22 protein-coding genes are annotated in these 23,131 nt (G+C 69.8%); 5 read left to right on the forward strand and 17 right to left on the reverse strand.

The annotated features are described in order from the left end of the window. Positions 1 to 45 precede the first annotated feature (45 nt). The 3 genes from ligA to ACZ6MZ_RS12850 all read left to right on the forward strand — a co-directional run bounded on the left by ligA (position 46) and on the right by ACZ6MZ_RS12850 (position 5,009). Entirely contained in the window at positions 46 to 2,157 is a 2,112-nt protein-coding gene (gene ligA / locus ACZ6MZ_RS12840; RefSeq protein ID WP_469351583.1) for an NAD-dependent DNA ligase LigA, read from the forward strand. Between the two features lie 640 nt (positions 2,158 to 2,797). Continuing rightward, positions 2,798 to 3,544 carry an IPT/TIG domain-containing protein gene (locus tag ACZ6MZ_RS12845; RefSeq protein ID WP_469351585.1) on the forward strand — a complete coding sequence of 249 codons (747 nt, stop codon included), beginning with the start codon at positions 2,798 to 2,800 and terminating at the stop codon, positions 3,542 to 3,544. A gap of 229 nt (positions 3,545 to 3,773) precedes the next feature. Then, on the forward strand, positions 3,774 to 5,009 hold the full coding sequence (locus ACZ6MZ_RS12850) for an IPT/TIG domain-containing protein (RefSeq protein WP_469351586.1): 1,236 nt from the start codon (positions 3,774 to 3,776) through the stop codon (positions 5,007 to 5,009). Between the two features lie 112 nt (positions 5,010 to 5,121). Here ACZ6MZ_RS12850 and ACZ6MZ_RS12855 read toward each other — a convergent pair whose 3' ends face one another. The 5 genes from ACZ6MZ_RS12855 to ACZ6MZ_RS12875 form a co-directional block, all read right to left on the reverse strand. Then, complete coding sequence (locus ACZ6MZ_RS12855) at positions 5,122 to 6,399, reverse strand: ice-binding family protein (RefSeq protein WP_469351589.1); 1,278 nt, start codon at positions 6,397 to 6,399, stop codon at positions 5,122 to 5,124. Between the two features lie 253 nt (positions 6,400 to 6,652). Further along, entirely contained in the window at positions 6,653 to 7,873 is a 1,221-nt protein-coding gene (locus ACZ6MZ_RS12860; protein WP_469351591.1) for an aspartate ammonia-lyase, read from the reverse strand. 58 nt (positions 7,874 to 7,931) lie between these two features. Continuing rightward, on the reverse strand, positions 7,932 to 9,014 hold the full coding sequence (locus ACZ6MZ_RS12865; protein ID WP_469351593.1) for an asparaginase: 1,083 nt from the start codon (positions 9,012 to 9,014) through the stop codon (positions 7,932 to 7,934). Then, positions 9,011 to 9,772, reverse strand: a complete 762-nt coding sequence (locus ACZ6MZ_RS12870) for a FadR/GntR family transcriptional regulator (protein ID WP_469351594.1) — start codon at positions 9,770 to 9,772, stop codon at positions 9,011 to 9,013. Before ACZ6MZ_RS12870 ends, ACZ6MZ_RS12865 begins: the two co-directional genes overlap by 4 nt. 111 nt (positions 9,773 to 9,883) lie before the next feature. After that, on the reverse strand, positions 9,884 to 10,513 hold the full coding sequence (locus ACZ6MZ_RS12875) for a class I SAM-dependent methyltransferase (RefSeq protein ID WP_469351596.1): 630 nt from the start codon (positions 10,511 to 10,513) through the stop codon (positions 9,884 to 9,886). A gap of 95 nt (positions 10,514 to 10,608) precedes the next feature. Between ACZ6MZ_RS12875 and ACZ6MZ_RS12880 the strand changes: the two genes are divergently transcribed. Then, positions 10,609 to 11,199 (forward strand): helix-turn-helix domain-containing protein, encoded by a 591-nt coding sequence (locus ACZ6MZ_RS12880; RefSeq protein WP_469351598.1) that lies wholly within the window; start codon positions 10,609 to 10,611, stop codon positions 11,197 to 11,199. Positions 11,200 to 11,215: 16 nt separating this feature from the next. On the opposite strand, the gene ACZ6MZ_RS12885 is transcribed toward ACZ6MZ_RS12880, so the two are convergent. The 8 genes from ACZ6MZ_RS12885 to ACZ6MZ_RS12920 all read right to left on the reverse strand — a co-directional run bounded on the left by ACZ6MZ_RS12885 (position 11,216) and on the right by ACZ6MZ_RS12920 (position 16,957). After that, on the reverse strand, positions 11,216 to 11,746 hold the full coding sequence (locus ACZ6MZ_RS12885; RefSeq protein WP_469351601.1) for a S26 family signal peptidase: 531 nt from the start codon (positions 11,744 to 11,746) through the stop codon (positions 11,216 to 11,218). Beyond that, positions 11,743 to 13,653, reverse strand: a complete 1,911-nt coding sequence (locus ACZ6MZ_RS12890) for an ABC transporter ATP-binding protein (protein WP_469351603.1) — start codon at positions 13,651 to 13,653, stop codon at positions 11,743 to 11,745. Before ACZ6MZ_RS12890 ends, ACZ6MZ_RS12885 begins: the two co-directional genes overlap by 4 nt. Next, positions 13,650 to 14,192, reverse strand: a complete 543-nt coding sequence (locus ACZ6MZ_RS12895) for a redoxin domain-containing protein (RefSeq protein ID WP_389786632.1) — start codon at positions 14,190 to 14,192, stop codon at positions 13,650 to 13,652. Before ACZ6MZ_RS12895 ends, ACZ6MZ_RS12890 begins: the two co-directional genes overlap by 4 nt. Continuing rightward, positions 14,180 to 14,818 (reverse strand): MauE/DoxX family redox-associated membrane protein, encoded by a 639-nt coding sequence (locus ACZ6MZ_RS12900; RefSeq protein ID WP_469351604.1) that lies wholly within the window; start codon positions 14,816 to 14,818, stop codon positions 14,180 to 14,182. The genes ACZ6MZ_RS12895 and ACZ6MZ_RS12900 overlap by 13 nt, the downstream gene beginning before the upstream one ends. Before the next feature lie 125 nt (positions 14,819 to 14,943). Beyond that, on the reverse strand, positions 14,944 to 15,132 hold the full coding sequence (locus tag ACZ6MZ_RS12905) for a hypothetical protein (protein ID WP_389786626.1): 189 nt from the start codon (positions 15,130 to 15,132) through the stop codon (positions 14,944 to 14,946). A 136-nt stretch (positions 15,133 to 15,268) separates the two neighbouring features. Beyond that, a complete protein-coding gene (locus ACZ6MZ_RS12910) occupies positions 15,269 to 16,102 on the reverse strand; it encodes a helix-turn-helix domain-containing protein (protein WP_469351607.1) in 834 nt (277 codons plus the stop codon). After that, positions 16,099 to 16,770 (reverse strand): SDR family NAD(P)-dependent oxidoreductase, encoded by a 672-nt coding sequence (locus ACZ6MZ_RS12915; protein WP_469351608.1) that lies wholly within the window; start codon positions 16,768 to 16,770, stop codon positions 16,099 to 16,101. Before ACZ6MZ_RS12915 ends, ACZ6MZ_RS12910 begins: the two co-directional genes overlap by 4 nt. Then, a complete protein-coding gene (locus ACZ6MZ_RS12920) occupies positions 16,763 to 16,957 on the reverse strand; it encodes a hypothetical protein (protein ID WP_389786618.1) in 195 nt (64 codons plus the stop codon). Before ACZ6MZ_RS12920 ends, ACZ6MZ_RS12915 begins: the two co-directional genes overlap by 8 nt. Before the next feature lie 263 nt (positions 16,958 to 17,220). On the opposite strand from ACZ6MZ_RS12920, the gene ACZ6MZ_RS12925 reads away from it, so the two are divergent. Continuing rightward, entirely contained in the window at positions 17,221 to 18,204 is a 984-nt protein-coding gene (locus ACZ6MZ_RS12925; protein ID WP_389786615.1) for a LuxR C-terminal-related transcriptional regulator, read from the forward strand. A gap of 10 nt (positions 18,205 to 18,214) precedes the next feature. Here the strand turns inward: ACZ6MZ_RS12925 and ACZ6MZ_RS12930 are convergent, their stop codons facing one another. The 4 genes from ACZ6MZ_RS12930 to ACZ6MZ_RS12945 all read right to left on the reverse strand — a co-directional run bounded on the left by ACZ6MZ_RS12930 (position 18,215) and on the right by ACZ6MZ_RS12945 (position 22,851). Beyond that, the gene (locus tag ACZ6MZ_RS12930) at positions 18,215 to 18,673 is read right to left on the reverse strand and encodes a MarR family winged helix-turn-helix transcriptional regulator (protein ID WP_469351610.1); all 459 of its coding nucleotides are present in this window, start codon (positions 18,671 to 18,673) and stop codon (positions 18,215 to 18,217) included. Then, positions 18,673 to 20,520, reverse strand: a complete 1,848-nt coding sequence (locus ACZ6MZ_RS12935; RefSeq protein WP_469351612.1) for an MFS transporter — start codon at positions 20,518 to 20,520, stop codon at positions 18,673 to 18,675. The genes ACZ6MZ_RS12930 and ACZ6MZ_RS12935 overlap by 1 nt, the downstream gene beginning before the upstream one ends. A gap of 100 nt (positions 20,521 to 20,620) precedes the next feature. Next, positions 20,621 to 21,574 carry an alpha/beta fold hydrolase gene (locus tag ACZ6MZ_RS12940; protein WP_469351614.1) on the reverse strand — a complete coding sequence of 318 codons (954 nt, stop codon included), beginning with the start codon at positions 21,572 to 21,574 and terminating at the stop codon, positions 20,621 to 20,623. Positions 21,575 to 21,723: 149 nt separating this feature from the next. After that, positions 21,724 to 22,851, reverse strand: coding sequence for a glycoside hydrolase family 19 protein (locus ACZ6MZ_RS12945; RefSeq protein WP_469351615.1), 1,128 nt, complete (start codon positions 22,849 to 22,851; stop codon positions 21,724 to 21,726). Positions 22,852 to 23,131: the final 280 nt, after the last annotated feature.

A 23,131-nucleotide genomic window follows, 5' to 3' on the forward strand; every position in this document is an offset into this window, starting at 1 on the left:
CGCCCGGGCGGGAGGCCGGCTCGATTGTCAGTGGTCGGCGGCAGGATGAACGGCATGACGACGACTTCAGCCACAGTCACCGACGCCTCCGTGTACGCCCAGGCGGTCGAGGATGCCGCCAAGGCCGCCGCCGCGTACTACGCGGGCGGCGACAGCGCCCTGGACGACGACGCGTACGACACTCTGGTCCGCGGGATCGCCGCCTACGAGCAGGCGCATCCCGACGAGGTGCTGGCGCATTCGCCGACCGGGAAGGTCGCCGGCGGCGCCGCGGTCGGCGATGTGCCGCACACGGCCCCGATGCTGTCGTTGGACAACGTGTTCTCCGCCGAGCAGTTCACGGCCTGGGCCGCCTCGCTGGAGCGCCGGCTCGGCCACCCGGTGGATGCCTGGAGTGTGGAGCCGAAGCTCGACGGTCTCGCCATCGCCGCGCGCTACGAGGACGGGAAGCTGATACGGCTGATCACCCGCGGGGACGGCATCGCCGGCGAGGACGTCTCGCACGCCGTCGGCACCGTCGTGGGCCTGCCGGGACAGCTCGCGGAACCGGTCACCCTGGAGGTGCGCGGCGAAGTCCTGATGACGAACGAGCAGTTCGAGCGGGCGAACATGGTGCGTACCGCGCACGGCGCCGCACCGTTCGCCAATCCCCGCAGCGGTGCGGCCGGGACGCTGCGGGCCAAGGACCGCCCGTACACGGTGGAGACGACCTTCTACTGCTACGGGGCGCTGCCCCTGCCCTCCTCCGGCCGGCTCGCCGAGGAGCTCCGGCGCCTGCCGCACAGCCAGGTGCTCGCTCATGTGGCCGCTCTGGGCGTCCACACCGCCGCCGCGACCGCGGTCCCGCCCCGCGCGGTGACCACGACGGCCGAGGTGCGGGAACGGGTGGCGGAGATCGCGGGGCTGCGCGCCGGACTGCCGTTCGGGATCGACGGCATCGTCATCAAGGCCGACCGGGCCGAGGACCAGCGCGCGGCGGGGTCGGGATCACGGGCGCCGCGGTGGGCCACCGCGTACAAGCTTCCCGCGGTCGAGAAGATGACCCGCCTGCTGGACGTGGAGTGGAATGTCGGCCGCACCGGGATCATCGCGCCGCGCGCCGTTCTGGAACCGGTGGAGATCGACGGATCCACCGTCACCTACGCCACGCTGCACAACCCGGCGGACATCACCCGCCGCGATCTGCGGATCGGTGACCAGGTGATGGTCCACAAGGCCGGCGACATCATCCCCCGTATCGAAGCGCCCGTCGCCCACCTGCGGACCGGGGACGAGCGTCCGATCGTCTTCCCCGAGAGCTGTCCTCGGTGCGGATCCGGCATCGACGGCGGCGAGCAGCGCTGGCGCTGTGTCCGCGGCCGCGACTGCCGCGTGGTGGCGTCCATCTCGTACGCGGTCGGCCGCGACCAGCTCGACATCGAAGGTCTCGGCACCACCCGCGTCGTCCAGCTCGTCGACGCCGGGCTGGTGACGGACTTCGCCGATCTGTTCACCGTACGGCGCGAGCGGCTCCTCGCCCTGGAGCGGATGGGCGAGACCAGTACCGACAACCTCCTCGCGGCCATCGAAGGGGCGAAGGGGAAGCCGCTGTCCCGGGTCCTGGCGGCGCTCGGTGTCCGGGGCACCGGGCGCTCCATGTCCCGCCGTCTCGCCCGTCACTTCGCCACCATGGACCGGGTCAGAACGGCCGACGCCGAAGCGATCCAGCGCGTCGAGGGCATCGGCCCGGAAAAGGCACCGGTGATCGTGGCCGAACTCGCCGAACTGGCCCCGCTGATCGACAAGCTCGTCGCCGCGGGTGTCAATATGACCGAGCCGGGCGCCACCGAGCCGCCCGCGACGGAGGAGAACAGCCCCGAAGGCGCCTCCGCCGGCGGGCCGCTGGACGGCATGACCGTCGTGGTCACCGGTGCGATGACCGGGCCCCTGGCGGAACTGTCCCGGAATCAGATGAACGAGCTCATCGAGCGGGCCGGTGGGAAGTCCTCCTCCAGTGTCTCCAAGCGCACCACCCTGGTCGTCGCCGGGGAGAACGCCGGATCCAAGCGGGCCAAGGCCGAAGACCTGGGCATCCGGATCGCCACGCCCGACGAGTTCGCCGGCCTCATAGCCGGTCTCCTCGCCGAGGACGCCGCCGGAACGGCCGCGGATCACTGAACGTCACACCCCGAGGAGACGGCCGGGGCGCTGGGGGGCGGACTTCTTGTGGGTCCGGGCACGCCGCCATGCGCTCCGCCATTCAGGTGACTCCCCGTCAAGATGCTTGCGCCATATTCCACTGGTATGGGTGACTGAGATCCGAACCGGTGGGAAGCCCAGCCCACTTCGGGGAAGCGCGGCATTCGGGCTACTCGCGAAGAGCCCCCTAGCGCGCACAAGACACTGAAACCAATTCTGTCGTTGCGTCGCCCTGTGCGCCGCGACGCACGTGGGTCCGACCGGCCAACGCCCCGTTCCGGGCTCGTGCCGGCGGCGTTTTCCCACCTTCTGCACAAGAGCGGTACGCGGGCCCGTCCGCGTACACGGCACGATTCTGGCGGCCACGGTCCACGACCCCGCGCGGCAGCCGACGGTGGACGAGTCCGCACTCTTCGACGTCGTCGCTACCGCCAAGAGGTCTTCTCCGGCCGGCAGTTCAGAGACCGCGATGCGGATCCCCCTCTACACGGGGCGTGTTCAGCATCCCGGTCGGCCCCGACGTTCCGAGTGCGCCGGCTGGAGTCCGGTGGCCCGGTCCACACCCCCAACCGGAGCCAACAACCACTTTCATGCGCGTAGTTCACTCAGGAGGAGCACCATGCCTATCTCTCCGAACCAGGGATCCACCGGGGGCGGTACAACCGTCACCATCACCGGCACCAACCTGTCCGGCACCACCGCGGTGAAGTTCGGCACCCACCCGGCCACCGCCGTCACCAACGTCTCGCCGACGCAGGTCACCGCGGTCTCACCCGCGGGCTCCGGCACCGTCGGGGTAACGGTGACCACCCCGGGCGGGACCAGCAACCCGATCTCGTTCTTCTACGTCGGCGCGCCGTTCAAGTCCGGTCTGAGCGAGAACTCGGGAGCCACCGCGGGCGGTAACACCATCACCGTCAGCGGCACGGGTCTGTCCACCGCGACCGGTGTGTCGTTCGGTGCCAACACGGTGACTCCCACCGTGGTGTCGGACAGCCAGATCACTGCCGTCGTTCCCGCGGGCGCGGCGGCCGGACCGGTGGGAGTAAGTGTGACCACCGCCGGGGGCACCAACAACGGCCTGTCGTACACCTATATCGACGCGCCCACCATCGCCGCGCTCGCTCCCACGTCCGGTCCGACCTCGGGCGGTACCGCGGTGACCATCACCGGCACCAACCTCACCTCCACCAGCCAGGTCGCCTTCGACGGCGTTCCGGCACCGTTCTCGGTCATCAACGCGACCACGGTGTCCGCCGTCACCCCGCCCGGAGCCGCCGGCGCGGTCGACGTCACCCTCACCAACCCCGCGGGCACCGCCACGGACGCGGGCGCCTTCACCTACGTCACGGGGCCTGGCATCTGATCCACGCCCGGCACTCAACTGCCGGACCGCACAAACGTCCGCCCGGCCGGGGCCGCGTCCCCCCGGCCGGGCGGGCCATCAATCAATCGACCATCGCCGCCCGGCACGGAGTTCGGGCCGCCCCCCGACCCACGATCCCCTGAACAGGAGAATGGCCATGGAGACCCCCGGCAGCCCACTTTCTCAAGCTGCCCACCCGTCAGCCGCGCTGGCCGCACCCGTGATCACCGTGAGCACCCCCTTTTCGGGGATCGCCGGGACCACGGTCACGCTGACGGGTACCGGATTCACCGGCGCGACCTCGGTCACCTTCGGTGGCGTACCCGCGACGTCCTTCAACGTGGTCTCCGCGACCCAGATCACCGCGGTCGCGCCCGCCGGCGCGGGAACCGTACAGATCGTGGTGACCACCTCCGGGGGCACCAGCAACGGCATCAACTTCACCTATGCGACGGCCACCGCGGTGCTCACCAGCGTGGTCCCCAACCAGGGGCCGGTCGCCGGCGGGAACACCGTCACGTTGAACGGCAGCGGTTTCACCGGGGCGAGCGCGGTTCGCTTCGGCACCACGAACGCGGGCTTCATCACCGTCTCCCCGACCCAGATCACCGCGTACGCCCCGGCGGGCCCGGCCGGCACGGTCAATGTCACGGTCGTCACCCCCGGCGGCACCAGCAACGGCGTCCCCTACAGCTACGTCAACGTCCCGACACTCAGCAGCGTCGTGCCCAGCCAGGGACCACTCGCGGGGACGAACACGGTCACCCTGACCGGGACCAATCTCACCGGCGCCACCGCAGTTTCCTTCGGTGTGCACGCGGCGACCTCGTTCACGGTCGTCTCCGCGACGCAGATCACCGCGGTGGTTCCCAGCGGGAGCCCCGGTGGGGTTCCTGTCACCGTCACCACACCGGGTGGGACCACGGCCGGCACTGTCTTCTACTACTACGTCGCCCCACCCACCCTCACTGCCGCCACTCCCAGCACTGGCCCTGTCGCCGGCGGCACCTCCGTGACGCTGACGGGGACGAATCTCCTCGGGACCACCGCGGTGGTCTTCGGGGCCACGGCGGCCACCAGCTTCACCGTCGTCTCCGACACGCAGATCAACGCGGTCGCTCCGGCCGGAGCCGGCGGCACGGTCGCGGTCACCGTCACCACCTCGGGCGGCCTGAGCAACGGCGTGGCGTACACGTACGTGGGCGCCCCGACCGTCAGCAGCGTGGCTCCCAACCAGGGCCCGTTGTCGGGCGGAAACACGGTCACCCTCACCGGTACGAACCTGACCGGTGTCACCACGGTGCAGTTCGGGGGCGCGTTCACCGGGTTCACCGTGATCTCCGACACCCAGCTGGCAGCCACCGTGCCGCCCGGCGCCGCCGGCACGGTCAATGTCACGGTCACCGCCCCCGGCGGCACCAGCGCGGGCGTCCCCTACACCCGACTCGCCCCGCCCGGTATCTGAACCAACAGGGCGACGCGCGGCGATCTCCACGAGATCCGCCGCGCGCCGCCTGTTCCAGCCGTATCGATCCGGTCGCTTCAGCTACTCACTCTGCTTGCGACACGCCGGTGATTCAGTACCCGGCCTTGCAGGGGACGAAGGTGGCCTGCATGGCGCGGTAGTCGCCACCGTAGCCGTCGTCCTTGCCGTAACCACCCTTGTTGCCGTGGTCCTTTCCGTGCTTCTTCTCGTGCTTCTTGCCGTGGTGCTTTCCGTGGTGCTTTCCGTGCTTCTTGCCGTGGTGCTTGCCGTGCTTCTTGCCGTGGTCACAGCGACCGTGCGGAGGCCGACCGCCGCCGGTGGTGCCACCGGTCGTCGTGGAGCCGGTGGTCCCGCCCGTCGCCGTACCGCCGGTCGTCGTCGCGCCGGTGGTGCCACCCGTCGCCGTACCACCGGTCGTCGTGGCACCGGTGGAGCCGCCGGTCGTCGTACCACCGGTGGTGCCGGCAGTCGTCGTGGCGCCGGTGGTGCCGGCGGTCGTCGTACCACCGGTGATGATGCCGCCCGAGGTGATTCCGCCGATGACGCCCGTGGTCACACCGGTGGTGGTACCCGTGGTGGTCGTGGCACCGGTCGTGCCCGTGGTCGTCGCGCTGGTCGTGCCACCAGTGGGGACGGTGCCACACGCGCTGCGGCTGATGACGTTGGTGTCCATCGTCACCGAGCCATTACGGGCGAGCGCCCGCCCATTGACCGTCGCGCCCGTGTTCAGCGTGATCGACGTCAGCGCCAGGATGTTGCCCACGAAGTTGCTGTTGGTGCCGAGCGTGGCGGAGCTGCCGATCTGCCAGAACACATTGCAGGGCGAAGCCCCGTTGATCAGGAGCACCTGGCTGGCGCTCGCCGTGGTGAGGGTCGATCCGACCTGGAAGATCCAGACCGCGTTGGGGTCGCCCTGGGCGTCCAGGGTGAGCGTCCCCGTGAGCCCGATGGATGACGAGGCGTTGTAGACGCCCGGTACCAGGGTGAGCCCACCGAGGTCCCCGGCGATGCTGCTGTCGGGGGCCTGTCCGGCGGCGTTGTTGTACGCCGTGGTGAGGTCGGTCTGCGCCTGGAGAGCGACCGCGTCCGCGGAGTGAACAGCTCCGCTGACGATGCCCGGCGGGAACCCGGTGATCGACGTTCCCGGACTTACCCCAAGGTCACCCGTGACCACGGAGGGGTTGGTGTTGGTAACTGACTGACCACCAAGAACCGCGAAAGTGGACGCGGTACCGAGAGGTACGGCTGTGCCGATGGCCTGCGCCCGTGCCGGAGTCACCGCGACCGCGGCAGCGGCGATCAACACGATCGCCGCGAACCAGCTGGAAAGGATGCGCCATTGAGCCGCGCAAAGGGTGTTCGGTTTCATTGAGGGCTTACTCCCGTGGGGAACGGTGGAATTGTGCGGCTCTCATCGAACCGCGAAGTCTCTTCCCAGCAAGCGCCCCAGCGATTTCCATTGGCCATGAAATCCCATTGAGATACTCGCGGGAGGAGGCTGATCCACAACGTAGCCCATACCAAATATTCCCGTGCGTCGCATTCGAGTGAACTCGCGTACGTGTTCTCAGGAATTAAAGAACCCAGCGTAAGGGCTCAGCTATCGCATTACTGGTTATTGACTACGAGCGTGTCGCCCCGAATGGACCAGCGTTGGCGGTGATACCGGATACGCAGCGCTCCGCGAGGGTGAGGCAGGCGGCCCGCAAATGGGTGATGCTCTCCGAGAGAGAGTGCAGGATGATCGGTTCGAAGGCGTTGAGCCGCAACTGGCCAGCCTCGGCGGCCATGGTGATCGTGACATCGTTGCCAATCACCTCGAAGGCCACCTGGTTGACGACCTCGGGGATCACCGGGTTGACCTTCCCCGGCACGATGCCGGAACCCGCCTGGACCGGCGGCAGATTGATCTCCGCGAAGCCCGCGCGCGGGCCGGAGGAGAGCAGGCGCAGGTCGTTGCAGGTCTTGGAGAGCTTGACCGCGATGCGCTTGAGCACGCCGGACAGATGGACGAAGGCCCCGCAGTCCTGGGTCGCCTCGACCGGGTGCGCCGCGGTGACCAGGGGCAGGCCGGTCAGGGCGGCGAGATGGCCCCGGGCGGCTTCGGCGTACCCCTGGGGGGCGTTGAGGCCGGTAGCGACGGCGGGCGCGCCGAGGTTGATCTCGTGTACGAGCAGCAGGGCCTCGGCCAGGCGGCTCCGGTCCTCCTCCAGCATCACCGCGTACGCGGAGAACTCCTGACCCAGCGTCATGGGCACCGCGTCCTGGAGCTGGGTGCACCCCATCTTGAGGATGTCGCAGAACTCCTCCGCCTTGGCGGCGAATGCCTCGCGCAGGATCGCCATCGCGTCGAGCAGTTCATGTACGGAGATGATCGTGGCGACGTTGACGGCGGTCGGGTAGACGTCATTCGTCGACTGGCCGAGGTTGACGTCCTCATGCGGATGCAGATGGCCGTAGTCGCCCTTGCCATGGCCCAGAATCTCCAACGCCCGGTTGGCGATCACCTCGTTGGCATTCATATTGGTCGACGTACCGGCGCCGCCCTGGATTACGTCGACGACGAACTGGTCATGCAAAAGCCCGTCCTCCCGGATCTCCCGGCAGGCGGCGGCGATGGCGCCGGCCTTCTCCGGGGTGAGCAGCCCGAGGTCTTCGTTGGCGCGGGCCGCCGCTTCCTTGACGGCCGCGAGCGCGTTGATCAGATGCGGGTACGCGGCTATCGCCGTACCCGTGATGGGGAAGTTCTCCGAGGCGCGCAGGGTGTGGACCCCCCAGTACGCGTCGGCGGGTATGTCGCGCTCGCCGAGCAGGTCGTGTTCGCGGCGGAGGCCGGCGGTCATGGCGCGGGTGTCCCTTCGTCAAGCGGTGGGGATCGCTGCGCGCGGATACGGAGCGGTGTCACGCCACGGGCGAGGCCGCCGGAGCGGGCCGGGCGGACGGACGTGCGGACGGGGCCAGCTCGGCGAAGAAGGGGGCCAGCGCGCCCGCCGCCCGCAGGCTCCCGACCGTCACCCCGCCCCCGGTGACCGGCGTACGTTCGAATCCGGCCAGGCTCTTCGGGTCGACTCCGCAGAGCGCGAGGGCCGCCGCCGTCACCGGCATCCGGGCGCGGTCGGCGCCGTCGGCTATCTTCACGCCGACGGCCCGCCCGTCCGGCAGCGCCGCGATCTGCACGCCCTCGAAGCCGTCCTTGGCGAGGAGGCCCGGCACCGCGCGCATCAGCCGGGCGACGTCCCGCCCGCTGCCGGAGACCATCTCGGGGTGCTCACGCATGGCGTGCGCGACCCGGCCCTCGTGCGTGTCGGGCGCGGCCGTCGCGAGCCGGGCGGCGGCCCGGGTGAGGCCCTGCAGGGATACGGAGAACAGCGGCGCGCCACATCCGTCGACCGTCACCCGGGCTATGTGCTGTCCTGTGAGGTCCTCCACGGTCGACGCGAGCACCTGCTGCAGCGGATGCCCGGGGTCGAGGTAGCTCTCCAAGGGCCAGTGCCTGGCCCGCGCGGTCATCAGCATGGCGGCGTGCTTGCCCGAGCAGTTCTGGGCGAGCCGGGTGGGTCCGAGGCCACTGCGGATCCACTCCTCGCGCAGCGCCGGTTCGTACGGCAGATCCGGGACATTGCGCAGGTCGTGCTCGGTCAGCCCGGCGGTGTGCAGGATGCGCAGCGCGGTGGCCAGGTGCCGTGCCTCACCGGAGTGGCTGGCCGCGGCGAGCGCCAGTGCCTCGGCGTCCAGCGGCGGAAGTCCCGCGCGCAGCAGGCCGACCGCCTGGAGGGGCTTCAGCGCGGAGCGCGGGTAGAACGCGGCCTCGATGTCGCCCGCGCGGAATTTCACGCTGCCGTCCGCGGCGAGCACGACGACCGAGCCGTAGTGCACGCCTTCAATGACACCTCCGCGCACGACATGGGCAAGGGGGACATGGGCGGGTTCGCGGACGGCGGGCCGCTCCCTCGGAGTGGGGCGCGGCGTGGTGGGGTGGCTCACGCCTGGTCTCCGCCTTCCATGGGGGAATCCGTGCGGGAATTCGTGCGGGAATCCGTGTGATGGGGGGACCGCACGATGGTGGTCAGGGTCGACTCGACGCGCGCGAGATGGTGGGTCATGGCCGCCACGGCCTCCTGCTCGGAACGGTCGACGAGCGCGTCGACGATCGCCCGGTGCTCCCGGTTCGACTGCTCGCGCCGTCCGCCGAGTTCGTTGAGGAACGCCGACTGACGGGCCAGCGCGTCACGGATCTCCTCGATGACTCTGCGGAATACCGGGTTCTGGGCCGCCTGGGCGACGGCGAGATGGAAGACGGTGTCCATCGCCACCCACGCGGTGGTGTCGGTCTCTCGCTCCATCCGCTCCAGCAGGTGCGCGAGGTGGTCGAGGTCTTCGGGGGTACGGCGCACGGCCGCGTACCCGGCCACCGGGATCTCCACGTGCCGGCGCACCTCAAGGAGGTCGCTCGCCGAGTAGTCGCCGAAGGTCGGATCCTCCACCGGGCCGTTGGAGACGACGAAGGTGCCCTTGCCGGTGCGCGAGACCGTGAGCCCCATCGTCTGCAGAGCGCGCAGCGCCTCACGGAGCACGGGCCTGCTCACCTCCAGGCGGCGGCAGAGCTCCGCCTCGGAGGGCAGCTTCTCCCCCACCTCGTACTCGCTCCGCTCGATGGCGCCGCGCAGATGGCCCAGTACGGCCTCCAGCGCGCTGATCCGCCTGGGCACATCACCAGCTGTCTGGCTGTCTGACAGGTTCACCCGCGCATCCTCGAACGCGCATCGGAGAACTGTCAAGCCGTGGGGCAGCTTCGGCGACCGCACCGCGGCGGCCGAGGTGTCTCGGCACGGCCGCCGCGTCCATGGCCTGCTTCAGCGCCGCCTGATTTTGAGGGCGTTGTCCGTCCGGGTCGTCGGCCGGCCGTCGGGGCCCGTCTGACCGCGCTGGTGTTCATCGCTGAGCAGCACGTCCCACTGCCCGTCCGGGAGTTCCAGCGATGCGAGGACCTCTTCCGGCGTGGGGAAGTGCACGCGGGGATCGGGATTCTGCTCCCAGGAGGGGTACCCCGCGTGTCCGACGACGAGGAGCACCCCGCCCGGCGCGACGGCGGAGGCGGCGCTCCGCAGGATCTTCTCTCGCGGCATGTCGCCCGGGGAGTGCAGGAACTGGGCGGAGACGAGAGCGAAGGTACCGGCGGGGAAGGACGTACCGAGGTCGTGCCGTTGCCAGTCGATACGGTCGGCGACGCCCTCGGCCGCCGCGTGCCGGGCCGCACGGCCGAGGGCGACGCCTGAGATGTCGGTGGCGGTGACACGCCATCCCCGCTGTGCGAGCCAGATCGCGTCGGCTCCCTCACCGCATCCCAGGTCCAGGGCGCTGCCGGGCTCCAGGCCGGTGATCTCACGGACCAGGACGGTGTTGGGGTTCCCGCTCCAGATCCGGTCGCTCTCCCCGTAGCGGCTGTCCCAGAACTGCTCTTCGGTGGCGGTGTCATCGGTCATGGGTGCGTGGCCTCTTTCGTCTCGTCAGGTCGGACGATGGTGCGGCCGCACGGAACCGTTTGACAAAGCTTCTTGCCGGGACGGCAAATGGAGGGATGGCAGACGATGACTTCTCGACCGTCCTGACCGCCGTGGGCCCGCGCCTGCGGGCCCTGCGCCGGGATCGCGGCAGCACCCTTGCCCAGCTGAGCGAAGCGACCGGGATCTCCCTCAGCACGCTCTCGCGTCTGGAGTCCGGCCGGCGCAAACCCACCCTGGAGCTGCTCCTGCCCCTGGCGAAGGCGTACGGCGTGCAGCTGGACGAACTGGTGGACGCGCCGGCGACCGGCGACCCGCGCGTCCATCTGCGCCCCTTCACCCGCCACGGAATGACGTTCATGCCCCTGACCCGCCACCTCGGCGGGCTGCACGCCTACAAGCAGATCATCCCCGGCGGACAGGGCGGATCCGGGGAGCTGGAGCAGCGGGTCCACGAGGGCTACGAGTGGCTCTATGTCCTGGCCGGCCGGCTGCGGCTGGTCCTGGGCGAGCACGACCTCGTCCTCACCCCCGGGGAAGTCGCCGAGTTCGACACCCGCACCCCACACGCCTGGGCCGGCGCGGGACCGGAGCCGGTCGAATTCCTCAGCCTGTTCGGACGGCAGGGCGAACGCATGCACGTGCGCGCCCGCCCCGCCGGCGCGTAACCCTTCCCCCGCCCGGTCAGGACGCCCTCGTGGACGGCGGGAGGCGCCGCACGACGGTTCCCAGCACGCGGTCCGTGGGGAAGAAGCCCAGCTGCCGGGAGTCGAGGCTCTTGGCCGCGTTGTCGCCGGTCAGGATCAGTCTGCCCGGCGGGATCAGCCGGCCGCCGGTACCGGCCAGGGCCGGGAAGCCGGTCCCGGGGACCGGGGTGCCCGGGACTGCGGCGATGCGTTTGATCATCCAGTGGCGGCCGGCGACCTCGCCGGAGGACTTCGGGAGCGGCGGGGGCGGAACGAAGCGCGTGGCGTCCGCCACGGGGCGTTCCACCACGACGACCTCTCCCGGTACGAGCAGCGGCTGCCGGTGGACGAGGACGCGGTCGCCGTCGTGGTAGACCGGCTCCATGCTGGCCCCGCGGACGGTCACCACGACCAGGCGGCGTCTCAGCAGAGCGTGGAGCACCGCGCCGGCGCCGAGCGCGGCCGCGGCGAGTGGCAGGAGCCGGCCGGCCGGGCGGGACGCCCGCGCCCGTGGAAGGGCGGCGGTCATGGCGTCGCCGCCGGGGCCGGGAGCTCGGCGGGGGCGGCGAATTGGTAACCGGACGCCTGCAGCGTGAAGAGATGCGCGTACGCACCCCGCGCCGCCATCAGGGCCGTATGACCGCCCTGCTCGACGATCCGGCCTTCGCGCAGGACGACGATGGTGTCGGCCTCGCGTACGGCGCTGAGCCGGTGCGAGATGAGCAGGCTGGTCCGTCCCGCGCGGTACCGCCTCAGCGCGGTGTGGATCTCCTGCTCGGCCTCGGCGTCGAGACCGGCGGAGGGTTCGTCGAGGATCATCAGCTCGCGCCGGTCACGAAGGAGCGCGCGGGCGAGGGCGAGCCGCTGCCACTGACCGCCCGACAGCACGACGCCCGCTCCGGAGTCCGAGTCGGAGTCTGAATTGGAGTCTGAATCGGAGTCGGAATCGGACTGGGGGCGGGTCTCGGTCGTCTCCATGAAGAACATGCGTGACAGGAGCGTGTCGTAACCGCGCGGGAGTGCGGCCACCGTGTCGTGGATTCCGGCTCTTCTCGCCGCCGTGTGTACGCGTCCGGTGTCGGAGAGGGCCGCCAGGTCACCGAGGGCGATGTTCTCGGCAGCCGTCATGTCGTATTCCATGTAGTCCTGGAAGACGACACTGATGCGCTCCCGTATCTCCTTGACGTCGGTGTGCCGGATGTCCACGCCGTCCCAGAGGATCGCGCCTCGGGTGGGGTCGTAGAGGCGGCAGATGAGTTTGACCAGCGTGGACTTACCGGCTCCGTTGAGTCCTACGAGCGCCATGGCCTTGCCGTGCGGGATGTGCAGATCGACGCCGCGCAGTACCCACGGGTGGCTGTCGGAGTAGCGGAACCATACGTCGCGCAGGGTCAGGCCGTCGCGCAGGGCGGGCAGGGGTCGCGGTGACGTGGGCGCCGTGAAGTCCGGGCCCGCAGTGGTGACGACGACGTAGTGATGGAACATCAGCAGTGCCTGGTGCGAGCGGGCGGCCTCATGGGCGAGGCCGGCGAGGCCGGTCTGCACGCCGCCGATCGCGGCGATGAGGATCACGATGCCGCCGATCGTGAGCGTCCCGGTCCGTGCGGCGTGCACCGCCCACAGCAGGCCGCCTCCCGCGAGCAGGGCGGTGAGGAAGCCGAGTCCGGCCTGTGTGACCAGCTCGCGCCGGTCCAGCCCGCGCTTCGCGGCGTTCGACGCCCGGCGTTCGGTGAGCATGCGTCCGCGCAGAAAGGCGCCGGTGCCGAACAGCCGGATCTCTTTCGCGGCCTCCACGCTGGACAGCAGTGAGGTGTAGAAGAACTCCCGCCGCTCCGAGGGCCCGATGTCCCAGAACACCCGCGCCCGGCGGCGCGACAGCGCGATCTCGGCCGCGAGCGTCGGCATGCCGGACAGCAGTACCAGTACGGCCATGAGGGGGCTGAGCAGAAGCAGCGAAGCCGTGAATCCGGAGAGCGTGATCACCGAACGCGCCACTCCCAGAAGGCCGTCCACGGTCTGGTTGGGGCTCGTCCTGCCCGCTTGCTGGGCGATCCGCAGATGGTCCAGGAACCGCGGATCCTCGAAGCGGCCGAGGCCGGCCAGTCCGTCCACCGCTCTGAACAGCCGGTCCTGGGCGAGCAGGCCCGCCTCGCGGTCCATCTCGGACCTCAGGTACTGCGTCAGCTGGGGCACCACGGCGGCCATGACCCCCATGCCCGCGAGTCCGGCGCCCACCGCGACCAGGGTCTCCGTCGCCGCGTCGCCGACCAGGCCGTCCAGGAGCTCCTTGGTCAACCAGGCGGTCGCCACCGGCAGTCCACCCGCGGCCAGCGTCAGCACGGTGTACAGCGCCAGGGTGCCGGGCGCCGCCGCGACGGCGAGGGAACACGCCGCGAGAACACGCCGGACCAGGGGGCCGGGGCGGACATCGCTCATGCCAGTGCCACGGCCGGGTGGTCCAGCCGCACCTCGTTGGCGGCGACCATGAGCCCGCCGTCGTCATGGGCCGACACCCGCAGCAGCGTCGGGTACGCGGCGGTCTGGAAGGCGGTGTGCAGCGGACCTTCGCGGTCCTCGACCAGCACCCGTGCCACCGGGGAGAGCTGGGTGGTGAACTCCGAGGCCTCGTCGATACCGCCCACCACGACGGCCAGGACCTGGTCCCGCCCGCCGGGCAGCGTCCGCGCGTGCGCGACGAACTTCGGCAGCTTCTCCTTGCACGGCTGACAGGTGGGCGAGAAGAAAGCCACCAGTGAATCCGGCTCCACCCGGTCGGAGTTCACCGTTTCCCCGTCGATCGTGACCGCGGTGAAATCGCCGACTTTCTCGCCGACGGCGATGGTGACCGGCATTCCACCGGCGCCCGCCAGCATTTCGGTGTGCTCGCGCAGTCGCTTGACCACGCCGAGGGTGAGAATCAGGTCCGCCAGGGCCACCAGGCCTACGAGGACCACTGCCGCGATCAGGAAAACCATGACGTCTCCGTGACGTTCGGGGCGGGAGGAATACGGTGTCCCGCGTTCTTGGGGAGGGGCTGGAAGAGGTCGAGAATGGTGTCGGAAGCGATCACCAGCCAGGCCAGCAGCAGACCGGCAACCACGGCCACACTCACCCCGCCGGCGTGCACAGGACCGGTGCCGAGGCCGGCCGCCGCACCGAGCACGGCGCACAGCGTGAGTACGGAGTTGCGGGCCAGGTGCCGGGGGCCGAGCGGAACCCGGGACGCGCCGAAGCACCGGCAGGGTTCCCGCGCACCGCGGTTGACCGCACGGGCGATGCCGATCGTGAACGCCGCCAGCAGCCCGGCGGCGATCAGCAGTCCGGCCGGCGCCGCCGGCCGCGCCGGGGTGGCGAGCAGCGCGCAGACCGCGAACTCGGCGGCCACGACGGACGCCGCCACCGGCCGCGCGAGTGCGGCCGGCAGCACCCTCATACCGTGCACCGACGCGGTGAACTGGTCGAATGCCCTGCGCCCGCTGATCTTTGTGAGGAAGGAGACCAGGAACACGCCGCCGATCAGACAGCGTATTCCCAGCGCCAGATACAGCACCGCGTACTCCTCGGGGTCCGGACGGAAGCTCGGGGGCGGCCCCTTCGCCACAGCGGTTCGCGAGGAGCCGCCGGGCCCGGTGGCGGACGCACCGCCACCGGGCGACACGCGCGGAAGAGCCGCGCGGAGGTGGACATGCCGTCACGATCGCCGCGACGGCACAGTCCGGGGGTCCGCTACGAGCACCGGACCTCGGAGCAGCCGGAGCCGTCGCAGCAGTAGCCGCGGCACGCGCCGTAGTTGGGGCACTCCATGCACTGCGCGAAGTACTTCCAGCCGCAGGCCGCCGACGCGGCCGAGGCGTCAGCGCTCGGCACCAGCCGCTCGAGCATCCGCGCACCCATTGTTTCGAGCCTCTTGAGCATGTCCAACTCCTTTGACCGACCGGGACAGAACGGGGATTCCCTTTCACGGATTCTCTTCTCGGAGATTCCCTTTCCGCGGATTCCCTTGGCCTGAGTATTGCTGCCGCGCCCCGCCCCGGTCTTGTAGAAAACCGACCTAGGAGGCGCGGCAGGGCAGCGGGAAACCGGTGATGCGGCCCTCGGCGCGGCCCATACCAGAATTCCGGAGAACCGCTGCCTCATGGGCGAGGAACAGGCGTGGCGTCCGTCCTGTCATCGCCTTGAACTCCCGGCTGAGATGGGCCTGGTCGTGGTAGCCGGCCTCGGCCGCCACCTCGGAAGCTCGCCGGCCCTCGATGAGCAGACGCAGCGTGCGTTGCAGGCGCATGACCCGCGCGACCGCCTTGAGCGGCAGGCCCACCTGCTCCCGGAACCGCCGCTCCAACTGCCTCTGGCACCAGCCCATGTCGCGGGCGAGTCCGCTGACGGCGACCGCGCCGGCGCTGTGGTCGAGCCGCTGCCAGGCCCGCTCCACCGTGGGCGCGTGTTCGGGACCGTGCGCCATCCACTGCCACAACGCCCCGTCGAGCAGGGCGAACCGCTCTTCCCACGAGGACGCCGACTCCAGTGTGCGGGCCAGCTGCCCGGCGCGCGTGCCGAGCAGCTCCGTGGCGTCGACGACGGTGTTGGCGAGCCCGTCCATCGGGATGCCGAGGAGGGTGTACGCGGCCCAGGGCACGAGGGTCACCCGCACCCCGTACACCGGGCCGTCGTGTTCACACACCATGGCCTCGCTGCGCGGACCCGCCACGTAGGAGACGTACGAACGCGTCGGCCCGCGCTCCGCCGCGTCGGTCAGCCGGAAGCTACCGGCGAAGACGAGCATCAGCGTCACGGTCCCCGTGGGCAGTTGGAGGCTCCGGTACGTACCGTCCATCAGGAAGCCGCCGTAGTTCCACAGGCCATGACCGACAGGGAGGGCGGCTCTCACCGGAGTACGTCGGGGCCGGGCACCGTGACCGACTGGCCGGTGACGCTCCGCGCGTCCGTGCGCAGCAGAAGCAGGATGGCCGAGGCGACGCTGTCCGGGTCGGCGGCGGGCTCCGGCGCCACGGCATTGACGGTGATACGGGGCGACGGCACGAGCCGTGCCCAGTCCGCCACCAGCGAGGCGACACCGGCGGCCGACACCCCGGCCGCCGGTCCCCCCTCGCCGCCCGGGCGTTCACCGGGGGTCAGCACGACGATGCGGCCGGGCCGGCCCGCGCCGGCCATCGCCCGCGCGGCCGCCCGCCCCAGCCGGTACGCGCCGGCCAGATTGACGTTCAGTACCCGGCTCCACTCCGTCGCCGTATCGGAACGCGGCGTCGCTGCGGTGAGGTTGACCAGGACATCGAGGCGCCCGAGGTCGGCGACGACGTCCGTGACGAGCTGATCGATGCTGTCCCACTCCCCCGGATCCACCTGGTAGGGCAGGGCGCGTATCCGCTCATCGGCCAGTGCCTTGCCGTAGAGCGCGGTCCGCTGCGCCGAAGGGCCCGCGACGGCCGTGGTGATTCCCTCGGCGGCGAGCCGGCGGCAGACGATCCGGCTCACGGGGCCGTCGCTTCCCACCACCAGGGCCACTTCACGGGCCGGCTCGGTCAGCTGATCAAGCACCGGTGGAGCCGGGCTCTACGGGCTTCGGCGGTGCGGGCCAGGTGAAGTCGTCACCGCCGGCCCGAGTGCTCTGTCCCGTCGGCTCGGAGACGTCCGGGCCGAGCGTCATGTGCGCGCCGAGCAGCATCACGACGGCGAGGCCGGCCGCGGCCCCGGATCTCGTACACCGGTTACGGACATGGTTCATAGCTCCCCCTGGGGACTACGGGTGGTGATTACTTCTTGACGGGGAAGCCAAGCACCGAGAAACGGACCGGGGTAAGACACCGCGCCCTGCAGGCGCATGCCATGCAGATTCCTGCAAAGACTCGATCTTCGAGCGCGGAGAACGGCTACCGCATCGGAAACCGGCCTGTCCGATTCACGGCGGTTACGGGTCTGGAGCGTGTGAGAAGATACCGCCAGGCAAGCGAACACTACGCGGCGGTGGCAATCCGGGGGATGCGCTGTATGTCCGAGGCAGTGGAATTGGACGCGGCCGATCTCGCCGTCTACCGGGCGGTGCTGCTGCACCACGAACACGGCCGTGAGCGGCTCGCGGAACGGCTCGGGGTAAGTCCCGCGCAGGTGCAGGCCTCCGTGGACCGGCTCATCGCCCTTTCCATGCTCCGCCCCTCGTGGGAAGAGCCGGACGTCATCCGGGCGGTGAGTCCGGAGATCGGTCTCGAATTACTCGTCCAGCGCGAGAAAGCCGAACTGGCGGCGCGTCAGGAACGAATTGCTCAGACACATGCCACTCTCAATGTGCTCGCCGCCGAATTCTCCACGTTCGAGAGCGGTTCGGGCTTTCAGGGGATAGAACTCCTGCGGGGAATGGACCGGATCCGCACTCATCTGGAGGCACTGGCCAGTCAATGCGTGGAGGAGGTGCTGTCCTTCCTCCCGGGCGGCGCGCTCCCCGCCGAGGCGATGGAGGCCGGGCAGCCGCTCAACGAGCAGGCCATGCAGCGGGGCGTGAAGTTCCGCAGCCTCTATCTGCAGAGCATCAGCAAGGACCGGGCGACCTTCGAGTACGTGCGGCAGACCCGTTGGTGCGGCAGCGAAGTCCGTCTCGCCCCGACCCTCCCGCTGCGCCTGCTCATCGTGGACCGGGAGGTCGCCGTCATCCCGGGTGAGGTGATGTCGGCGCAGCCCACGGCGATCCTCATGCGCAGCGCTCCGGTGGTCCGTGCGCTGCTCGCGCTCTTCGAGGCGTACTGGAAGGACGCGGAGCCGCTCGAAGAGCCGTCCGATATCCATCCCGGCGAAATCTCCTTGCAGGAGAGGGAGTTGCTTCGCATGCTGGCCAACGGGGACAAAGACGAAGCCGTCGCCCGGGAGCTGGGCGTGTCCGTGCGGACCGAACGTCGCATGGTCGCCGACCTCCTGACCCGGTTGGACGCCTCCAGCCGGTTCGAGCTGGGGGTGAAGGCGGCGAAGCTCGGCTGGGTCTAGGGCGTGTTGATCACGAATGTCTCGCCGCCTGCTCGGACAGGGCCTCCAGCGCAGGCAGCGCGGCGTACAGGGAGCGCTGCTCCTCCGGGGTCAGCCGGGTGACCTGCTCGGCGAGGCGGGCGGCGGCCTCGCGGCGCACGGTGTCCAGCAGGGTCCGGCCGGTGTCGCTGAGGGCGATCAGGCAGGCCCGCTGGTCCTGCGGATCGGGGTTGCGTTCGATCCATCCCGAGCCGTCCAGCAGATCCACCATGCGGGAGACGGTGGACAGGGCGATTCCCATGTGCGCGGCGAGATCGCTGATGCGCAGCGGCCCATGATCCGCGAGCGCGGCGAGCGCGGCCTGCCGGCTGGGCGTGAGGTCGCCGCGGACGCTCCCGGCCCGCAGTACGGGCAGCAGGTGCTGGATCGCCGTACGGAGCCGTCCGGCGATGTCGGCGGGCTCCGGGCAGCCGGGGTCGGGGGCGGTCATCACGGCCCCTTGGAACGGGGTGGCGGCGGGGGCGCGGACGGCCGGGGGGCCGAGGAGGCCCGCGGCGACGGGGACGGCGGCGGAGGTGCAGCGGGCGCCGGATGTCCGGCGACGGATGTCGCCGCCTTGGCTCCGGGCCGGTCCCCGTGGATGTAGCGGCGGCCGCGGAGCAGCGAGGCGAAGGCCGCGACCAGACAGGCGGCGATGGCGAAGTCGAAGGCGACGGACAGTCCGTCGGAGAACGGCTGAGAGATCAACGCCGGGAAGAAGCCGCGCCCTGTGAGGTAGTCGGCGTGACCGGCGGGCAGCTGCGCGAGCACATGGGGGCCGAGCAGGGTCCGGACCGGGTTGTATCCCAGGAGCGAGGCGAACAGCACGCCGACCGGTGGGAGGGCGGCGACCCTGGCGGCGTCGGCGGCGGGCACCCCCTGCGCGGTCAGGCCATGGGTGAGAGCGGCGGGCAGCGCGCCGGCGAGGCCCGCGATCATCAGGGAGAAGAAGATGCCGATGGACAGCACCGTGGCGGAGTTCTGGAAGGTGGTGCTGATCCCGGCGCCCACTCCGCGCTGGTCCGGTGGGAGGCTGTTCATGATGGCCGCCCGGTTGGGCGAGGCGAACAGGCCCATGGCGAGCCCGTTGAACAGCAGGATGAGGGCGAACGCCGGATAGCCGAAGTCGACCGGCAGTTCCTCCAGGGCCAGGAAGGTGGCGGCCGCCAGCAGCATGCCGCCGGTGGCGAAGGTCCGGGCGCCGAACCGGTCGGAGGCCCAGCCGGAGAACGGCCCCGCGATCAGGAATCCGATGGTCAGCGGCAGCATGTAGATACCGGCCCACAGAGGGGTCCGCTCGAAGCTGTAGCCGTGCAGCGGCAGCCAGATGCCTTGCAGCCAGATGATCAGGATGAACAGCAGGCCGCCGCGTCCCAGCGCCGCCAGAAAGCTGGCCACGTTCCCGGCGGTGAACGCGCGGATCTTGAACAGCGCCAGATGGAACATCGGTTCGGCGACTCTGGTCTCGACCACGCAGAAGACCGCCAGCATCGCCAGCCCGCCGACGATCGCGGCGATCACCAACGGATTGGTCCAGCCCATGGTGTGGCCGCCGTAGGGCTGGATGCCGTACGTGATGCCGGACAGCACGGCGATCAGGCCGACGGCGAAGGTGAGATTGCCCCACCAGTCCAGCCGGGCGGGCGCGCGGACCCCGGTGTCGCGCAGTTTCACGTACGCCCACACCGTGCCGAACAGGCCGAACGGTACGGACACCAGGAAGACCAGATGCCAGTTGACCGGGCCGAGCAGTCCCCCGAGGACCAGTCCGATGAAGGATCCGGCGATGCCCGCCACCTGGTTCAGCCCCAGCGCGAGACCGCGCTGACGGGCCGGGAAGGCGTCGGTCAGGATGGCGTTGGAGTTCGCCAGCAGCATCGCCCCGCCGACGCCTTGCAGCACCCGCATGCCGATCAGCCACAGAGCGGCCGCCGTACCGTGCATCCAGGTCACCGAGAGCAGCACCGAGAATACGGTGAAGACCGCGAACCCCATGTTGTACATGCGGACCCGGCCGTACATGTCACCGAGTCTGCCGAAGCTGACCACGAGCACGGCGGTGACCACCAGATAGCTCATGATCAGCCACAGCAGCAGGCTGGTGTTGCCGGGCTGGAGGGGATCGACGCCGATGCCGCGGAAGATGTCGGGCAGCGCGATCAGCATGATCGACATATTGATCGTCGCGATCAGGACACCCAGCGTGGTGTTGGACAGGGCGACCCACTTGTAGCGCGGTCCCGGCCCACGGTCGCTGTCAGGCCGTCCTGCGGCCGGCTCCGGGGCTGTCCTTCGCACGGAGCATCACTCCCATCGGGAGTTACTTGCTTGACATCAACCAATCTAATCCCGTCGGCGCGGCGGGGCCAGTCACCCAGAATCGGCCGCCCGGCCGGGCTCAGCCCAGCCAGTCGAGCAGGAGCCGGTTGACCTCGTCGGCGCGCTCCTGCTGCACCCAGTGCCCGCAGCCTTCGAGGATGTGCGAGGAGACCAGGCCGGGAAGCGTGGCGGGGTGGGCCGCGATGGCGTCGGCCATCCAGGTGGTGGAGGCGTCGAGCTCCCCGCCGATGAACAGCGAACGCTGGGTGACCGGGGCCCCGTCCCAGGCGGCGAGATCTTCCCAGTCCCGGTCGACGTTGCGGTAGCGGTTCAGCGCTCCGGCCAGGCCGGTCCGCTCGAACTCGTGCGCGTAGACGTCGAGGTCCGTCTCGGTGAGCCAGCCGGGCAGGGTGTCACCGGGGAATCGGCCGGAGAGTTTTCCTCCCGCCGGGACGAAGAAGAGGCTGTCCTGATCGGCCGGTGGCATCGTGTCGCCCGAGAGCCCGGCGTAGAAGCCCGCCAGCCACGCCCGGACGTCGGCCTCGATCTCCGCCTCGGCCCTGCCGGGCGTCTGGAAGTAGCTGACGTAGAACTCCTCGGCCCCGCCGACCTGGGCGAAGGCGTCGGTGGGCCGGTAACCGTTCCGCGGTGTGTAGGGAACGCTGAGCAGCGCTACAGCGGTGAAGATGTCGGGTCTGAGCAGCGCCGTATTGGCGGCGATCGGAGAGCCCCAGTCGTGGCCCACGATCGTCGCGGTCTCTTCGCCGAGGGCATGCACGACTCCGACGTTGTCAGCGACATGCGCCAGCATCCGGTACGCCTCAACCTCGTGGGGCTTCGACGAGCGTCCGTAGCCGCGCACATCGATGGCGACCGCACGGAAGCCCGCCGCGGCGAGCGCCGGAAGCTGATGGCGCCAGGAATACCAGGACTCCGGGAATCCATGGACCATGAGGACCAGTGGTCCTGTGCCCTGTTCCACCAGGTGGATCCGACCGCCCGGAACCTCCACCAACCGATGCTTCGCGTCCATCGCGACCACCTCCGCCACGATCATTCGGTCGCGGCCACGGCGGGCGCAAGAAACCTTGCCGGTCCGGCAAACGCGCGAGCGCGCAGCCCCGGGCTTCGGGGCTGCGCGCCAGCGAGCGAGAAGCGAGCGATAACCGAGCGAGAAGAACGTCAGCAGCTCAGATTGTTGCCCGGGGTGGTACCCAGGATCTGTACGAACCGCTGATAGGCGTTGATACGGCTCTGCACCTGGGCGGGGTTCCTGCCGTCGCACTCCAGCGAGCCGTTGATGCTACGGATCGTCTGGCCGAAGCCCGCTCCGTTGACCATGGCGTTGTGCGGCGTCATCGTGCCGGGACCGTTCTGGGTGTTCCAGTACCAGAGCCCGGTCTTCCAGGCCACCGAGGAGTCGTTCTGGACGAGCCAGGGGTTGCGCAGCAGGTCGATGCCGAGCGCGTCGCCCGCGGCCTTGTAGTTGAAGTTCCAGCTCAGCTGGATCGGACCGCGGCCGTAGTACGCGGCCTGGCCGGCCGGGCAGCCGTACGACTGGTTCGGGTCGCAGTAGTGGGGGTAGTTCGCGGTGTTCTGCTCCACGACGTACACGAGCCCGCCGGTCTCGTGGTTGACGTTGGCCAGGAAGGCCGCCGCCTCCTGCTTCTTGACGGTGTCACTGCCCGTCTTGGCGAAGCCGGGATAGGCGCCCAGGGCGGCTACCAGACCACTGTAGGAGTAGAAGGAGTTCCGGCTCGGGAACATCTGGTTGAACTGAGCCTCGCTGACGACGAAGCCGCCCGGCGACGTGCCGCCGCCCTTCGGCGCGTTCCACTTCTGGTTGGCGGCTCCGGTGCAGGTCCAGAGCTGCAGCCGGGTGCCGTTGGCGGAGCTGTTGCCCGACACGTCCAGGCACTTGTCGGCCGCCGGGTTGACGATGTCGTTGGCGGCGGAGACGACCCACTTCTGGTTGGCGCCCCCACCGCAGTCCCAGAGCTGGACGGTCGATCCGTTGGCGGTGCCGCGATCGGTGACGTCGAGACACTTGCCCAGCGCGCGCAGTGTGCCGTCAGCGGCGACGGTCCACTGCTGGGCGCCGGAGCCGTTGCAGTCGTAGAGCTGAACCGGTGTTCCGTTGGCGTTGCTGCCCGCGGCGACATCCACGCACTTGCCGGCGAGACCGGAGATGGTGCCGACCGGGTCGGCGGCCGAGGCGGGCACGGTGACCAGGACGGAGACGAGCGCCGCCACGGCCAGCGTGACGGCGGAACGGACAAGCGTGAGACCCCTGAACGAGTTTCGTTTCATCTCTACTGGATTTTTCCCTTCACGTCATTGACTGCGACTCGGGTTCGAACCACTGGATGTAGAGAACTGGTAATGACGCATATACGCCGCCACACGCCAATCTTCCGTTCGGATTGAACTGGCATTGGTCTAGACTTGTCAAGCATCAGTCCAGCAAGCAGCGCTCTGGCCACCGGTTTTGACGCACTCTTAGTCGCGTTGCGGCGTTTGGGTGGAAAATAGAAAACCACTCGATCACCCATCAGAAAGTGATCGAGTCTGTGAAGAAATGGTGCGGCCG

The organism is Streptomyces sp. NPDC042201 (assembly GCF_055582185.1).

What these genes read in the sequence shown, in the direction of transcription:
- ligA (WP_469351583.1), top strand. Translation starts at nt 46, where the DNA reads ATGAACGGCATGACGACGACTTCAGCCACAGTCACCGACGCCTCCGTG.
- ACZ6MZ_RS12845 (WP_469351585.1), top strand. Translation starts at nt 2,798, where the DNA reads ATGCCTATCTCTCCGAACCAGGGATCCACCGGGGGCGGTACAACCGTC.
- ACZ6MZ_RS12855 (WP_469351589.1), bottom strand. Translation starts at nt 6,399, where the DNA reads ATGAAACCGAACACCCTTTGCGCGGCTCAATGGCGCATCCTTTCCAGC.
- ACZ6MZ_RS12860 (WP_469351591.1), bottom strand. Translation starts at nt 7,873, where the DNA reads ATGACCGCCGGCCTCCGCCGCGAACACGACCTGCTCGGCGAGCGCGAC.
- ACZ6MZ_RS12875 (WP_469351596.1), bottom strand. Translation starts at nt 10,513, where the DNA reads ATGACCGATGACACCGCCACCGAAGAGCAGTTCTGGGACAGCCGCTAC.
- ACZ6MZ_RS12880 (WP_469351598.1), top strand. Translation starts at nt 10,609, where the DNA reads ATGGCAGACGATGACTTCTCGACCGTCCTGACCGCCGTGGGCCCGCGC.
- ACZ6MZ_RS12885 (WP_469351601.1), bottom strand. Translation starts at nt 11,746, where the DNA reads ATGACCGCCGCCCTTCCACGGGCGCGGGCGTCCCGCCCGGCCGGCCGG.
- ACZ6MZ_RS12890 (WP_469351603.1), bottom strand. Translation starts at nt 13,653, where the DNA reads ATGAGCGATGTCCGCCCCGGCCCCCTGGTCCGGCGTGTTCTCGCGGCG.
- ACZ6MZ_RS12895 (WP_389786632.1), bottom strand. Translation starts at nt 14,192, where the DNA reads ATGGTTTTCCTGATCGCGGCAGTGGTCCTCGTAGGCCTGGTGGCCCTG.
- ACZ6MZ_RS12905 (WP_389786626.1), bottom strand. Translation starts at nt 15,132, where the DNA reads ATGCTCAAGAGGCTCGAAACAATGGGTGCGCGGATGCTCGAGCGGCTG.
- ACZ6MZ_RS12920 (WP_389786618.1), bottom strand. Translation starts at nt 16,957, where the DNA reads ATGAACCATGTCCGTAACCGGTGTACGAGATCCGGGGCCGCGGCCGGC.
- ACZ6MZ_RS12925 (WP_389786615.1), top strand. Translation starts at nt 17,221, where the DNA reads ATGTCCGAGGCAGTGGAATTGGACGCGGCCGATCTCGCCGTCTACCGG.
- ACZ6MZ_RS12930 (WP_469351610.1), bottom strand. Translation starts at nt 18,673, where the DNA reads ATGACCGCCCCCGACCCCGGCTGCCCGGAGCCCGCCGACATCGCCGGA.
- ACZ6MZ_RS12940 (WP_469351614.1), bottom strand. Translation starts at nt 21,574, where the DNA reads ATGGACGCGAAGCATCGGTTGGTGGAGGTTCCGGGCGGTCGGATCCAC.
- ACZ6MZ_RS12945 (WP_469351615.1), bottom strand. Translation starts at nt 22,851, where the DNA reads ATGAAACGAAACTCGTTCAGGGGTCTCACGCTTGTCCGTTCCGCCGTC.